The following is a 13449-nucleotide window of genomic DNA, read 5'->3' on the forward strand; positions in this document are numbered from 1 at the left end:
GCGAGGAAAATGCTAGAAGGCGCGCCAACACTGGGTAAACGGGCAATAAAAAACCCCAACCGAGAATGGTTGAGGTTTGGTTGTTGGTGGTGGGATGAAAACCCGCGTCAAACCATGCTATATGAGCGCATTCGGAACAGTGCGAACTGTTGCGGAAAGCTACATAAATCCCTTGTTTGCCATTATCTTATTAGGAATTTGATCATTTTATTTCCATAAATTGAGTAAAAACTACTGTCATTAGACGGTGACCTTGACTTTAAATATATTGACTCATGCACGTTTAGCTTGGTGCCGATAGACGACTTTAGACGTCTGCACCCAAGCTGCGCTAACCTACCTACTTTTAATAGCTGGTAGATTAATTGTAAGCATGAATAGCTGAGCTCCGGACTGTTAATCCGACGGTCACTGGCTTGAGGTAGGGGAGAGGGTAGCATCAATGTGTAACATGCTGTTATATAAAGGTATTATCGAGCTGCTCTGGTGGATGTGGTGGGGTGAGCGCGGACTCCGATTTTTAGTTCCAACTGGTATCAAATTTTCGTGTATAGCGTTATGCTACAAGGGAAACAAATATGCTAGGCATGAAAACCGATTTCTGAAACATCGAGCGCACGACACATAAGCTCAATAAGATATTGCTGCCGCAGAGCGTCAATCATGCCGTATCTCACCGCGACCCCTTCGTGATATACGTTGCACACTTTTATGAAGTCACGTTCCAGTTTAACTTCGGCTAACTCACGCTTTAACCGGAATAACTCTAATTCAAGATCAGACAGTGGCTTCTATGGTTTGCCTATCGTTGGGAGTTCACCTCGCTTGTCAGCGTAAACCAGTTCCTTTTATGTCACCTTGGGTAATGACAGCCGTTTTGCTGCTTCAACCATCGTTAATCCACTTTCCTTAAAAACCTTAACTGATTGTTCCCCATATTCTTGGCTATACTGGTTATATTGTATACGCGGTAATTCCATCGTCCTCCTCAATTTCATCTCTTCAGTTTATGAAACTTTAGATTCCATGAAAATCAGCATATTTCAAATCCAAATCAGATGCTTTTGCGATTGTTCAGCAGCCATTTTCCTAAACATCTGGTTTGTTTGTGTATAATGAACCGTAGAATAAGGGGCGTAAATCTTTTATACGCAGCAGATCAAGCTTTGTGGGGTGATAAGTGGGCGTGGCTTCAAGGGCAGGTCAGGCATACACCTGACCCAAGAATGAGGACCTAATTCATGAGACATTCAGTATCTGGCTTGTTGACGTTTGTGCTTTACGAATTGGCTGCGCCCGGGCTGAGCTCTTCTGCTATTTTTGATGAAATCACATATATCTATATTGAAGACACCAGCTCATCGAGTGGGCAGCTTTTGACTTGGAACAACACATGTGAGAGGAAAAAAAATGGCGGAGCAGCGTGAAACTTATAAAGGTCGAGAGATTGTTGTTCGAACAGAGGTAGATGTGCCGAGAGAAGGTACCGCGGAATCGACGGCCATCGGGACGGGAAGTGCGGGCGGAGAGGCAGTCGACCTGAAGATTGACGGGAAGAAAATTTTCGTGATACAGAATTCATCCGGCTCCTATATTGCAACCGGTTTCGCTTTCGACCCGCAGCCTTCGCCTATGGACCTCGCACGGAAAATTATCGATTACCGTGATGCGGGGAGATAAAAATGGGAACTCGAAAGAATCAATCCACCTTGACAGCCGCGGAGAAAGCGGCTTTTGTTGCGGCTGTAAAGGCGCTGAAGGCAAACGGCACGTACGATGTATTTGTGGACCAGCATCGTACCGCTTTTCTTGCCGGTGTAAACGATCCGGCACATGGTGGCCCCGCCTTCTTGCCTTGGCATAGGGAATATCTCCGCCGATTCGAGCTTGCTCTTCAGGAGATCGACCCCGATGTTTCCATTCCATATTGGGACTGGACAGTTGATCGCACGGCGGGCGCCTCCATCTGGAATGCAGATTTCATGGGTGGGAATGGAACGGGTCCTGGCGGACGTGTGATGACGGGTCCGTTCGCCTTTTCTACAGGGGAGTGGACGCTTACCGTTCTGGACCCCGGCGACACAGATACTTTTCTCACCCGTGCCTTCGGCGTCATGGGATCACTGCCTACTCAACAGGGTGTGAATACCGCCACCAATATCGTTCCCTATGATTCTCCGCCCTGGAACCGTAATAGCAGCACCAGCACGAGTTTTAGAAATCATCTCGAAGGCATTATTCATAACCCCGGTCATATGTGGGTAGGTGGCTCGATGATGGCAATGTCATCTCCCAACGATCCAGTGTTCTGGCTGCATCATTGTAATATCGACCGCCTGTGGTCGGTATGGCAACGGGAAAATCCCGGCCAGAATTACCTTCCACCCAGCGGCACGCCCGGAGTCGTGGATGGACATGGGTTGGATGACCCGATGCCACCGTGGAACAACGAAGCTTCGCCGCCCATGCCCCGAGACGTTCTCGATCACCATGCGCTCGGCTACACTTATGATGACGAGGAACCTACGCAGGTCGTACCGCTGACCGTTGATGCAGCGCCGTTTACCGCTTCCATAGGCCAAGCGGGAGAAATCGATGCATACAGCTTCGTTGCCTCCACTCAGGAGAGTTATGTCATCGAGACCGAGGGTTCTACCGATGTTGTGGCAGCCCTGTACGGTCCGAATGATGCCAATGCGCTCATTGCCGAGGATGACGATAGCGGCGTAGATCAAAATTCGCGCATTGCCCGGAACTTGGTGCCGGGAACATATTATGTTCGTATTAGGCACTATAGCAGCTCATCCACTGGAAGTTACCGTATCTCGGTGAGAGGATCAGGGCTGCAGCCGGGTATCCAGACCATTCAGGTAAACGGCCCGGCAGTGCAAGGCACCCTTTCCGCTGCGAACGAAAGGGATCTGTACACATTTACCGTCGTAACACCAGGTTCGCACACTATAGAGACTGCCGGTAGCACCGATTGCTTTCTTACTTTGTTTGGACCCAACAGCCAAACCACCGTCATTACCCAAGATGATGACAGTGGTCCGGGAACCAATTCGAGGATCGTGCAAAACCTTGGGGCCGGCGTTTATTATGTTCAGGTCAGACACTACAGCCCGACTGGTACAGGGGCATATAGCGTTTCTGTCAGAACATGACAATTGTGGGATGGTTCGGTTGACTTGCTGGTGTTCTTAAATAAAAAGCGTTCTCGTGCTCATCGTTCTTCTCGCTGGGTGTGGTTAGAAAATTGCACACAAAGCTGACGGGAAGGACGACAGTTCGGGCATCTATACCATCACAAATTTATATGGGGTGAATTTAAACAAACGACGCCAAAGTCTCATAGAATTATTTTTCTGTCAATGACGGAGCAAATAGGTACCGGGTAGCGCGCCAAAAGTGTACCAGTTAGATTAATAAAAAAGAGGGATTTGACCTCTGGTTCTGCGCTTCTGGTTTTTCTATATCTCGGGGTTGTTCACCCCAACATAATTTATACATTATCACATCGACTGTTTTAAACATTAGATGAGAGACGGGAAATTAAATTAGTGACCCTGCGTTGTGAACGTTGAGTCTTAATCGCCATGGCCAATGCTTTGGGTTGCGCAATAAGGACGACCAACTGCTTGCCACGGGTAACCCCGGTATAGAGCAGGTTTCGCTCCAAAAGCATGTAATGCTGCATCGCCAGAGGAATGACCACGGCAGGATAGCTGGAATTGGGAGAGGTCAAATCTCTGAAGGAAATCGCTGCTCGGGAAGGAGCCGATAACAGTTATGTAAGTAGAATGGTCAACTTGACTACGCTTGCGCCAGATATTGTGGCTGTTATTCTGGATGATGAGTTGCCAAATCACATTACGCTGTTCGATTTGGCGGTGGATCCGCCGGTGTTGTGGGAGGAGCAGAGGGAACGGATCAAAGAATCTTCATTTACTTGAACTCTTGCGGTTTTGCAAGAGAATAACTCGTAGTAATTCATTGATTTTGACTTTCTGAGCAGGAGTAATTCTTGTGATAATAGTTTGATTACTATCCTCCGTAGGCGTCTTTCATGCAAATAGCGAAAAATGGCTTAAAATCAATGCTTTTTATTGCTGATCAAAGATAAATTTTGTGGATTTTGGAAGACTCTTAGGTCAGGTTAGCAATCAAACAGTTTCCTGGCACATACGGTTCTTTGAAAAAGGGGAGAAAAAAGGGCTCTTATTGTTCCAATACAAATCAGATTATGCTGTTATAACCCACAACCTGCCTAATAATTATACTAAATCCGCAGGTTGGGCCTGTCTTTAGTTTCAGGGCGACAGAAATGGTGGTTCAAATCGGATAGGCAGGGTTGCCTTGAAACAGATTTGCCTATATTTGCATGAAAGGAATCATGAAAAAACAAAACTTTTTTTGTATTTCTGCTTTTTTGTCTGTAGGTTTGTTCGCGGGAGCCACACTGGTTAGCGCTGACGAAACTGTCACCATCAAAGCGAAAAAATTCTCCCTTGCCAATTTTGTCATGCCGGCAGGCAGTACTCCCGGCAATATCGCGGTAAGCACGACCCAGCCATCCGGCATAACCAAATCACCAACTTTCAAGGGCACTCAACAATATTACGGGCAGCTCGATCTAGGCGACCCGGTCAATCCTTATTATTTTGCCCTCGACCTGAAAAACAAGGATGGCAAAGACACATTCGTCATGTACTTTGACAAAAACCACAATGGTGATTTGACCGATGATGGCGACCCGCTTAAAAATCAGGGCGATGGGAGTGGTGGGCCGGGCGGATTTGCCACCACATTGACAGTTAAATGGTCAAAGCTAATTGCCGACCCCAACGATTCCTTTGGCACCGATCCATTCAGTATCTGGTTTTTCAGCAACAGCAATAATTGGTCGTCACAGAAAGTATCTCACTATAGCCGTACCCAGCTTAAAGGTTCGGTGACACTGGGGAGCCAGACCTATCCGGCTTATCTGGTGGATAGTGGATATAACGATGCCAATCTGATTAACGATGGTGTCATCATCGATCTGAATAAAAACGGCAAATATGATCAAGGCGAAGGCCCGTTCACGTCCACGACTGTTAACGGCAAAACCTATAATTTTAATATCGCTTGGAAATAAGCGGCTGGCATGGCTGATGCCGAACGATTAAACGACTAAACTGAACGGGTAAACTCAAGGAAACTCAAGGAAACTTTTGCATAACTGGCTTTTAGATAACTAATATTTTAAGTAATTGTTTTATGAGTCATACATACAGAGAAAAACTCTAAAAATATAGTTATGTGGAGGTTTCCTGTTGTGATTATTGCTAATCACAAACCTACAAAGCTTAGGAATGAATTGAGAAGAAACCGGTGAGTAGCGCGGACACCCCACCGGGTTGCAAAGGATTATGATAAGTATCAATGCAGCAACAATTACAATTACCTTGATACAAATTTTTTATCGGCCAACCAGGAAAAAGCTTTAGCCTATTTTTGTAGCACTCGAAATAAGCATTACCCATGCTCAAGATAAGGCTGTTATCCACAGCCTTATCCCAGGAAAATGTGGAAAAATTTTGATATCTTCATTCATCTTGATGATGTAATTCCTGCGCACATTAATGAAATAATGCTCTAATCTACTGTCACTTGACCTGTAAATCATTCTTGACAGATTTTACGCCCAGGACACTACGTGCAATTTCAACCGCTTTGTTGATATCGGCCTTGGAACTCACGAAGCCGCTCAGTTGAACGATACCCTCAAAGGTTTCAACCTTGATTGCAGTGGATTGTAAAGTAGGCTCATTTAAAATTGCCGCTTTCACCCTTGTGGTAATGACAGAATCATCTAAGTATTCTCCGATCGTTTCCTCTTTCGCTGAGACTGATGCGCCGCCCAAGAAAAAAGCCATTAGAGCAATTATTATATAAGTAAGAAAACGGATATTTAGTTGTTTCATAGCAAGGTACTCCTGAAGGGTTGACGTACCTAGAACACATCCATTGATAATTTTAGACTGAAAGAACCGGTTTACACATGCTCATCTACATATTTTAGAGGTATAGATAACATTATAAGTTCATGCATAAGCATTGAGCTTAACGGACCCACCATTTCTTAAATAACGTGAGTTAAGGATAAAAAAGCAGTGAATGGAATCTAATTCATCTAATGATGAAGCTCTTTTTGGAATCACTTCATCATAAGGAAGTTAGGGAATTCAGATTCGTTTTACAGCTTTTCATATGTCGAACTCACGTTATTTAAATAATAACAATATATTTTTGGTAGATTGCTAATCATTTCTATCTATAATATTTTTAATTGTTATATATTTTTCCTGGGTTCCTCAGATGTGGTTCTTACTTGTAAGGAGGAGGGCAGCATGAGAAAAATATTAACCACTGTTATGCTGTATATTGCTATGTTATTGCTCACATCAGCAGTATGCTTTGCAGAAAACAAAAAGGACATTGCAGAAGGGCGCAATATCTGGTTCAACAGTACTTTTGGAGGAGAGCGCTTTTTTAGTCTTATCTTACCTAATGCTCCCTTCAGTCTCCAGATTGGTTTTGATCAGATGTTAACCTCGTCACGGGATAATCGCTTTGATGAGTATGGGGTTGTTAATGACCCAGAATGCACCCCAGGTGATGCATCGACGGGCTATTTAGATCGATGTACAGATCCTGAGTCTACCGGTGTCATAGGAGTGCGCAAGTTTCCAAATCCCTCAGGAGGGCCTCCGCTTATTGGAATCACCTGTGCCGCTTGTCATGCTGGGTTTGATCCAGTTCGTCCACCTTCAAATCCAAATACTCCACAAAAAGAAAACATTTATCCTACAGTAGGAAATCAATATCTGCGGATCGACAAGCTTTTTAAGGGCCACCTTTCGCCGCACGATCCTCGCTATCAAATCTTTTCCAGCTGGGCTCCTGGCACTGTCGATACCACTTTACTGGAAAATGATCACATCAATAATCCGGGCATGATTACACCGATCTGGTCAGTACCGGATCGTCCCTTCTTTGATGTGACTGCCAATGGCGAGCCTGCTCGCGTTCACCGTAACGGGCAAGGAGGTGAAGATGATATTGGTTGTGAACAGGCGGCACTTCGCGTCTATTTCAACATTGGTATGTGTGCTGCCGAGTGCATGATTGGGCACCTTGCCAATGGCCCTGGCAGGAGCCAAACGCCCATCAACCTTGCAGAGTGCAGGCAAGTATGTCCAGAGCTCCTGCAAGCGGAAGAATCTGTAGGCAAGCTCTGCGCGTTTCTTCAAACGCCACGGGCTCCACGCTTGGTTCATGCCCAGGAAGGCGCAGATTATATCGATTGGAAAGTTGTAGGGAAGGGTAAGAGGGTCTTTTTTCAGGCATGCGAATCATGCCATTCTGATGGAGACCGTTCGGTAAGGCGAGATGTTCTCTCGAACGATTTGATTCATCCTTTTACTGAGATTGGGACAAACAGCTGCCGTGCCCGTACTACTAACTGGATGGCTGGCCACATATGGGCTATATTTTCTTCGGATCAATATAAGGAACGGCCTACCGGCGGACCAGGTTTTTACCGTAACATGCCACTTGTGGGTATTTGGGCAACGGCTCCTTTCTTTCACAATAACAGGCTAGGCCGAAGCATCGGTGATCCATCAGTGGCTGGTCGTATCGCAGCATACTAGGATGCAATGGATCTGTTGCTGAATCCTGATAAGCGAGATGAACCCAGTTCGATTCTGCGCACCACCGACCCAGTACAATTGCCGACTCCATCTGGAATAATCACGCTGCCCGCTGGGACTCCTATTGCTCAGTTTGCAAGTCTTGATCCCGGTACTGGCGAAAGTCTCTGCCCGGATCTCTTTGAAAATCAGGGACACTACTTTGGAGCAGAGCTTTCGGTTGAAGATAAGTATGCGCTAATCGAATTCTTGAAGACACGCTGATGTGGCAGGCTGCTGCGTAATGATGCAAATTACCGCATCGGCGATGTCTTCGATAAGGCGGCCCAGCGCAGCAGCCCGAATGCCCAGCATTGCCAAAAAGCCTGGCAGGATCACGGTCGTGGTTTCATAGCAGAAGTCGCCCAGTGTACTGGTGATACCTGCAACGGCGATGGTGCGGTTGAGCCATCCCTTCTTGGCGGGCGCTGAAAAATCAGTCTCTGGCATCAAGGCTACGCGGTCATGCCAAACTCAATCGGCGTCTTGACGTAAAAAACATTGATATTTTCTTCCTGCAGGCGAGAGAATAACCGGTCCGCATCTGGCGCACTCAGGGCCATCACCACTTCAATGGGCTAGTCAGCCAATTCGAAGAAATGCGCCGAATGGAGTGCTCTGTCGTGGCCAAAACCCTCGGTTGCAGCGATCAAGGTTGCGCCAGCTACTCCTAGTCTACGTCCCTCTTGTAGCAACCATTCACCAAGAGGCAGACTGCCATGCCGGCGGTCTTGTTGGGTAAAAAATGTTACTTGAAAACCCTGCATGTTTTTCTCCTCAGAATCGTTTCAGGATGGCGACCGATGCTAGACCGAACAGGGTCATGGTCAATGAGCCGATAACATGGGCACCGATCGCAGCAGTCGCCCAGAACAATCGTTATTGCTAGATAAATGCGATGACTTCTGCTGAGAAGGTTGAGAAGGTCGTCAGTCCTCCTAGAAAGCCAGTGATGACCAAGAGACGTCATTCAGAATATCAAAACCGGCATTGCCAATTCCGGGCATACGCTTGAATATCTGGCGTCTTATTCTCAAGACTTTAATGATATTGAGCCAAAATAAGCACAGGCCAAAACCATCAGAAAAAGGAAGGATGCTCCATTGAGCAGCTCTTTGCCGCCTATGTGCTTTAAATTATTTTATATGGTATCTGCGCCATAGCATAACTCCCTATCAGGGTTTTGCTTCCTTAACTTTTTCTGCCCCATCTAACTGTTAAGAATGTTCCTAAATACGTGTCTATAATAGTAGCGAACATATAGATTTTGTTCTTTACATGATTAGTGGCAGTAAATGAGATCACCAGAGTAATCATTACTGACCAGAACGAAGCGGCGTGTGCTTTTGTTTGTTTTACATCAATGAAATATAGTGTTACTTGAACGGTAAAACCTTTCAGTGAGATTTCGATGAGAATCCATCAACTGTCTGTGCTTGATGCCCTCGCGAGCCTAAAAAGCACCGCAACCGGTCTAAGTTACGCAGAAGTTGAACGCCGGTTGCACGAATACGGTCCTAACGAAGTTGAGAAAGTGGTTCGCAAGCCTTTGTGGCTGCGCCTTATCAAGGAATTCACTACTTTATTTTCGCTGATCTTGTGGATTTCTGCGGGGCTCGCTTTCTTCGGTGAATGGAGCGATCCTGGTCAGGATATGGCAAAAATAGGTTACGCCATCGTCACTGTGATCCTGGTGAGCGGATTGTTCTCCTTCTGGCAGGAACATCGCGTCGAACAAACGCTTGCTGCGTTACGCAAACTGCTTCCACAACAAGCTCAGGTATTGCGCGAGGGCAAGGTCACTCAGGTGCCAGCAAATCGGTTGGTGCCAGGGGATATCATCCACTTAGAACAGGGAAATAAGATCCCTGCAGATTGCCGGTTGATCGAAGCATTTGGTGCAAGAGTCAATAACGCAGCTGTGACAGGTGAATCGCTGCCAAAAATGCGTGGGGCAGGCCCAACCCATACGGAAAACTTGGTCGACAGCAAGAATATCGTACTTGCTGGCACCACGATGGTATCCGGCCAGGCCAAGGCTGTTATTTTCTCTACCGGGATGCAAACCGAATTCGGTAAAATTGCGCATCTGACCCAAATGGCTGGAGAGGAAGCTTCACCGTTACGCAAGGAGATCGCACACTTAAGCCGCTTGATAGCAATTCTCGCCGTAATGGTTGGCCTTCTATTCCTTGTGCTTGGCTGGATGGTTAATATTCCATTCTGGAAAGCTTTTATCTTTACGATCGGTATTATTGTCGCTATGGTGCCGGAGGGGCTGCTTCCCACGTTGACTTTAGCGCTCGTGCTGGCCACTCAACGCATGGCGAAGCGAAACGCCCTCATTCGCTATTTGCCCTCGGTTGAGACACTCGGCTCCACGACCGTTATTTGCACCGATAAGACCGGTACGCTAACCCTAGATAAAATGGTGGTTCGGCGACTCTATCTTGGCAAAACTTTCCATTCGCCTATTGAGGTAAAAGAGAATAAAGACCTTGTAGAACTCTACCAGCCTTTTTTCCTAACAGCCTTGATGTGTCATGACCTGAAGGAAGTAGAGGGTCACGGAAAATCGACTTTCCTTGGCGATCCCATGGAAGTCGCGCTGGTAGAAATGGCATTGAATGTAAATGCTGAGTTTTCTGTTTGTCCGAAGTTGGACGAGATACCATTCGAGACCGATCGCATGCGATTGTCCACCATCCACCAAGCACCTGAAGGTGCTGTCCTTTATTGCAAAGGTGCACCCGAGTCGGTGCTTCCTCTTTGCCAGCATACTATCACCGAAGGCAAGATTCAGCCCCTTGATGCTGAGGCAAAGGCAAACATCATTCAAGCTCAGGATGCGATGGCGCAGCAAGGCCTACGTGTGCTAGCGTTTGCTTACAAAAAATTGGCTGTGAGTTATGATCGGAAAAGACTGGAAGAGGATTTGGTTTTTATCGGACTGGCGGGACTGGAAGACCCGCCCAGGCCTGAAGTGTCGGAAGCGCTGCGCAAATGCCAAGAAGCTGGAATCAAGGTGATCATGATTACCGGCGATCATCCTGTAACTGCCACATCGATCGCAGAAGAAATCGGATTGGTTAAATCCGATAATCCAACCATCATTACTGGTGAGCAGCTCAGATGGTTCTCAGATGTAAGGCTTCAGCTCGCTTTGGATGCGAAAGAAATTATCTTCGCACGGGTCGTCGCCAACCAGAAGATGCGTATTGTTGAGGCATTAAAGAAGAAGAAACATATCGTGGCTGTTACTGGCGACGGCATCAACGATGCACCAGCTTTAAAGGCTGCCCATATCGGTATTGCCATGGGCATTACCGGTACGGATATAGCTAAGGAAGCGGCTGATATGGTGCTGCTGGATGATAATTTTGCCAGCATCGTAAACGCAATCGAGGAAGGACGCGCTGTATTCGAAAATATCCGCAGATTTCTTACTTACGTTCTGGTTCACAATGTTGCCGAGTTGATCCCTTACCTTGGTTTCCTGCTCTTCAAGATTCCACTGGCACTGACGCCGATTCAAGCCTTGTCCATCGACATGGGGTCTGACACACTGACCGCTCTCGGCCTTGGTGCCGAAAGACCCAATCCTCAGATCATGCGTCGTCCTCCTCGCTCACAAAATGAAAGACTAATGAATTGGTCCTTGGTATTTCGCGCCTATTTCTTTTTGGGACTAATCGAAGCAATTGCCGCCATGGCTGCCTTTTTCTTTGTGCTCAACAATGCCGGATGGACTTATGGGCAGAATCTGCCAAACCAAGACCCCGTGTACATGCAAGCCACTACCGCTTGCTTGAGCACCATAATCGTAATGCAAATCGTGAATGTGTTCCTATGCAGAAGCGCCACTAGATCAGTTTTTTCAACTGGACTTTCTGGCAATATGCTAATTATTCTGGGGGTAATATTGGAAATTGTAATTCTCTTATTGATTAATTATACGCCTTGGGGAAATTCTTTCCTTGGAACGGCACCCATTGGAAATGAGGTTTGGGAATTCGTTATTCTTTTCGCGGCAGTGATGTTTATCTTGGAGGAGCTGCGCAAGTGGCTTGTACGCAAAAGGCTGCTCAATCTTGCTTCCCGAAATGGTATATGAATTTCCCCAAATTAGCCGGTCGAATTGGCCGATTGTTATCTTCGGAGGTGCGTTATTAAGGCAAAACGACCATGAGAAATTCTAAATTAATGTATCTAGCGATCGCTCTACTGGTTATTGCTCAAAATGATGCGATCTGGGCTCGTGATGGACATGGTGGATGGCGTGGTGGAGGGCATTACTATGGGGGCCATCAAGATCATGGGCACAATCATTTTAGCTTTGGTTTATATCTCGGCCCGGGATTTTATGGTTATGGTTACCCTTTTTACTATCCGCCTACTTATGCTTTTCCACCAACTGTAGTAGTACCTCCAGCACCGCCAGTCTATGTGCCGCAGCAGACTCAGCCCATCCAACCACAAATAAATTATTAGTACTATTGCCAGAACCCAAGAGGTTACTATCCATATGTCAAAATATGTCCAGGCGGCTGGCTGCAAGTAGTTCCACAGCCTCACTCATGGTAACCTAAGGTAGGAAAGCTGAGAAATTAAATCATTCTCTAAGTTTCAATCTGTGTGAGTGTGGTTTGTGTGAATGCTGAGTTTCGACAAAAGTACCATCTTCTTCGACTGTAACTTCAATTATTTTCCCATCAGGCTTTATTACCTTAGCTTTATAAATGATGACCTTCTTTTTCATCGTTCGCTTTTCAATATTTTCTATCATTCCATTTTGTGAGTGCTCCTTGATGGCATGCTGAGCTTTTTCAGGAACTTGGAACAATGGAACATTTTCATCAAGCACATCAGCCGAACTCGATGTTACGAAAAAAAGTACCATCAGAGTAATGAGCACAAGGATTTTAACGTTCATCTCGGTTCTCCTACTTATTTTGTTAGCTCGGTAGCAAAATTTTCGATTTCGATTAAAATGCTATTTTCAGACAGCTCTACCATGTTTATTGCGCATAGATATACTGTTTTATAAAGAATATCATCCATAACAGTATGCGGTTTAATAAAAACTGATTGAACTTAAGTGAGCTTGCGCTCAAACCAAGTGCAAGGGTTTCTGCATGATTTATTTAAAAACCTTGCACTTATAAATGATTTTTACGATATTCTTATGTAACAACAATTGCTTATACTTTCTGAATAAGCTCTATTTACTCACCGCTATTTTGACCAGTGGTCGTGCAGCAGGATTGGGAGCTTTAACCTGGCTGTAAACTGGAAAAAACTTTCATTAGCCACAGTTAGACTGACCTCTAATGAACAACATCGAAGAAATTACCCAAGCATTAGGTGAACCCTGATGATCTATAAATTCATGCCGATGGTCAGGAATGCATGGTGTGACGGTAACAGTGCTGCTATTCAAAACACAGTTCGAAAGCGATTCAATTCGGCCAGAAACCAGTCGTAGCTGTGAGTGAGAAAGACGGCGCGTTACCAAAACGAAGAAGTAGATGAGGATGTGTCTGATGCCGAAGCGACGTTGTGATCAATACCTTAGCCACCTTTCTTGCCACCGAGCGTGTCACTTTCCTTGATATAGCATATCTCCTATAGATTGATTATAATTTAGGGATGACCTATCCGATATCATTTCGCCGTAAAGTATTATCCGTTCGAGAGAAGGAGAACCTTACTA

Annotated in this window: 16 protein-coding genes; 9 read left to right on the forward strand and 7 right to left on the reverse strand. The window is 45.9% G+C overall.

Annotation, left to right across the window (positions count from 1 at the left end; all coding sequences use genetic code 11):
* Window positions 1-219 (forward strand): hypothetical protein (locus tag BM122_RS24425; RefSeq protein WP_218152152.1); only part of this gene is annotated, 219 nt, incomplete at its 5' end.
* A gap of 629 nt (window positions 220-848) precedes the next feature.
* On the opposite strand, the gene BM122_RS25465 is transcribed toward BM122_RS24425, so the two are convergent.
* Window positions 849-980, reverse strand: coding sequence for a hypothetical protein (locus BM122_RS25465; RefSeq protein ID WP_256212189.1), 132 nt, complete (start codon window positions 978-980; stop codon window positions 849-851).
* Window positions 981-1395: 415 nt separating this feature from the next.
* Between BM122_RS25465 and BM122_RS18155 the strand changes: the two genes are divergently transcribed.
* On the forward strand, window positions 1396-1680 hold the full coding sequence (locus tag BM122_RS18155) for a tyrosinase family oxidase copper chaperone (RefSeq protein ID WP_143083524.1): 285 nt from the start codon (window positions 1396-1398) through the stop codon (window positions 1678-1680).
* 2 nt (window positions 1681-1682) lie between these two features.
* Window positions 1683-3164 (forward strand): DVUA0089 family protein, encoded by a 1482-nt coding sequence (locus BM122_RS18160; RefSeq protein ID WP_074906959.1) that lies wholly within the window; start codon window positions 1683-1685, stop codon window positions 3162-3164.
* A gap of 362 nt (window positions 3165-3526) precedes the next feature.
* Here the strand turns inward: BM122_RS18160 and BM122_RS21870 are convergent, their stop codons facing one another.
* Window positions 3527-3745, reverse strand: a complete 219-nt coding sequence (locus tag BM122_RS21870) for an ATP-binding domain-containing protein (protein ID WP_218152153.1) — start codon at window positions 3743-3745, stop codon at window positions 3527-3529.
* Between BM122_RS21870 and BM122_RS18170 the strand changes: the two genes are divergently transcribed.
* On the forward strand, window positions 3732-3953 hold the full coding sequence (locus BM122_RS18170) for a hypothetical protein (RefSeq protein WP_256212190.1): 222 nt from the start codon (window positions 3732-3734) through the stop codon (window positions 3951-3953). The genes BM122_RS21870 and BM122_RS18170 overlap by 14 nt on opposite strands.
* A 440-nt stretch (window positions 3954-4393) precedes the next feature.
* A complete protein-coding gene (locus BM122_RS18175; RefSeq protein ID WP_074906960.1) occupies window positions 4394-5137 on the forward strand; it encodes a hypothetical protein in 744 nt (247 codons plus the stop codon).
* A gap of 511 nt (window positions 5138-5648) precedes the next feature.
* Here the strand turns inward: BM122_RS18175 and BM122_RS18180 are convergent.
* Window positions 5649-5966 carry a BON domain-containing protein gene (locus BM122_RS18180; RefSeq protein ID WP_074906961.1) on the reverse strand — a complete coding sequence of 106 codons (318 nt, stop codon included), beginning with the start codon at window positions 5964-5966 and terminating at the stop codon, window positions 5649-5651.
* A 426-nt stretch (window positions 5967-6392) separates the two neighbouring features.
* On the opposite strand from BM122_RS18180, the gene BM122_RS18185 reads away from it, so the two are divergent.
* Both BM122_RS18185 and BM122_RS24430 read left to right on the forward strand, forming a co-directional pair.
* On the forward strand, window positions 6393-7697 hold the full coding sequence (locus BM122_RS18185; protein WP_218152154.1) for a c-type cytochrome: 1305 nt from the start codon (window positions 6393-6395) through the stop codon (window positions 7695-7697).
* 6 nt (window positions 7698-7703) lie between these two features.
* Complete coding sequence (locus BM122_RS24430) at window positions 7704-7961, forward strand: hypothetical protein (protein ID WP_218152155.1); 258 nt, start codon at window positions 7704-7706, stop codon at window positions 7959-7961.
* Here the strand turns inward: BM122_RS24430 and BM122_RS18190 are convergent.
* The 3 genes from BM122_RS18190 to BM122_RS26620 all read right to left on the reverse strand — a co-directional run bounded on the left by BM122_RS18190 (window position 7935) and on the right by BM122_RS26620 (window position 8696).
* On the reverse strand, window positions 7935-8186 hold the full coding sequence (locus BM122_RS18190) for a hypothetical protein (protein WP_218152156.1): 252 nt from the start codon (window positions 8184-8186) through the stop codon (window positions 7935-7937). The two genes, BM122_RS24430 and BM122_RS18190, sit on opposite strands and share 27 nt — an antisense overlap.
* A gap of 128 nt (window positions 8187-8314) precedes the next feature.
* The gene (locus BM122_RS25470) at window positions 8315-8503 is read right to left on the reverse strand and encodes a DUF190 domain-containing protein (RefSeq protein ID WP_256212191.1); all 189 of its coding nucleotides are present in this window, start codon (window positions 8501-8503) and stop codon (window positions 8315-8317) included.
* A gap of 118 nt (window positions 8504-8621) precedes the next feature.
* On the reverse strand, window positions 8622-8696 hold the full coding sequence (locus BM122_RS26620; protein WP_442754544.1) for a hypothetical protein: 75 nt from the start codon (window positions 8694-8696) through the stop codon (window positions 8622-8624).
* Between the two features lie 451 nt (window positions 8697-9147).
* On the opposite strand from BM122_RS26620, the gene BM122_RS18210 reads away from it, so the two are divergent.
* Complete coding sequence (locus tag BM122_RS18210) at window positions 9148-11850, forward strand: cation-translocating P-type ATPase (protein WP_074906963.1); 2703 nt, start codon at window positions 9148-9150, stop codon at window positions 11848-11850.
* A gap of 71 nt (window positions 11851-11921) precedes the next feature.
* Window positions 11922-12227, forward strand: a complete 306-nt coding sequence (locus BM122_RS18215; protein ID WP_371264949.1) for a hypothetical protein — start codon at window positions 11922-11924, stop codon at window positions 12225-12227.
* Between the two features lie 121 nt (window positions 12228-12348).
* Here the strand turns inward: BM122_RS18215 and BM122_RS18220 are convergent, their stop codons facing one another.
* A complete protein-coding gene (locus BM122_RS18220; protein ID WP_074906964.1) occupies window positions 12349-12669 on the reverse strand; it encodes a hypothetical protein in 321 nt (106 codons plus the stop codon).
* Window positions 12670-13449: the final 780 nt, after the last annotated feature.

The sequence above is a fragment of the Nitrosomonas communis genome, assembly GCF_900114745.1.
Classification (GTDB): domain Bacteria; phylum Pseudomonadota; class Gammaproteobacteria; order Burkholderiales; family Nitrosomonadaceae; genus Nitrosomonas; species Nitrosomonas communis_A.

Excerpts from the sequence above, each read along its gene's own strand:
- BM122_RS18160 (WP_074906959.1), top strand. The coding sequence starts at position 1,683 with ATGGGAACTCGAAAGAATCAATCCACCTTGACAGCCGCGGAGAAAGCG.
- BM122_RS18185 (WP_218152154.1), top strand. The coding sequence starts at position 6,393 with ATGAGAAAAATATTAACCACTGTTATGCTGTATATTGCTATGTTATTG.
- BM122_RS18190 (WP_218152156.1), bottom strand. The coding sequence starts at position 8,186 with ATGCCAGAGACTGATTTTTCAGCGCCCGCCAAGAAGGGATGGCTCAAC.
- BM122_RS25465 (WP_256212189.1), bottom strand. The coding sequence starts at position 980 with ATGGAATTACCGCGTATACAATATAACCAGTATAGCCAAGAATATGGG.
- BM122_RS25470 (WP_256212191.1), bottom strand. The coding sequence starts at position 8,503 with ATGCAGGGTTTTCAAGTAACATTTTTTACCCAACAAGACCGCCGGCAT.
- BM122_RS24430 (WP_218152155.1), top strand. The coding sequence starts at position 7,704 with ATGGATCTGTTGCTGAATCCTGATAAGCGAGATGAACCCAGTTCGATT.
- BM122_RS18180 (WP_074906961.1), bottom strand. The coding sequence starts at position 5,966 with ATGAAACAACTAAATATCCGTTTTCTTACTTATATAATAATTGCTCTA.
- BM122_RS18220 (WP_074906964.1), bottom strand. The coding sequence starts at position 12,669 with ATGAACGTTAAAATCCTTGTGCTCATTACTCTGATGGTACTTTTTTTC.
- BM122_RS18215 (WP_371264949.1), top strand. The coding sequence starts at position 11,922 with ATGAGAAATTCTAAATTAATGTATCTAGCGATCGCTCTACTGGTTATT.
- BM122_RS18175 (WP_074906960.1), top strand. The coding sequence starts at position 4,394 with ATGAAAAAACAAAACTTTTTTTGTATTTCTGCTTTTTTGTCTGTAGGT.
- BM122_RS18210 (WP_074906963.1), top strand. The coding sequence starts at position 9,148 with ATGAGAATCCATCAACTGTCTGTGCTTGATGCCCTCGCGAGCCTAAAA.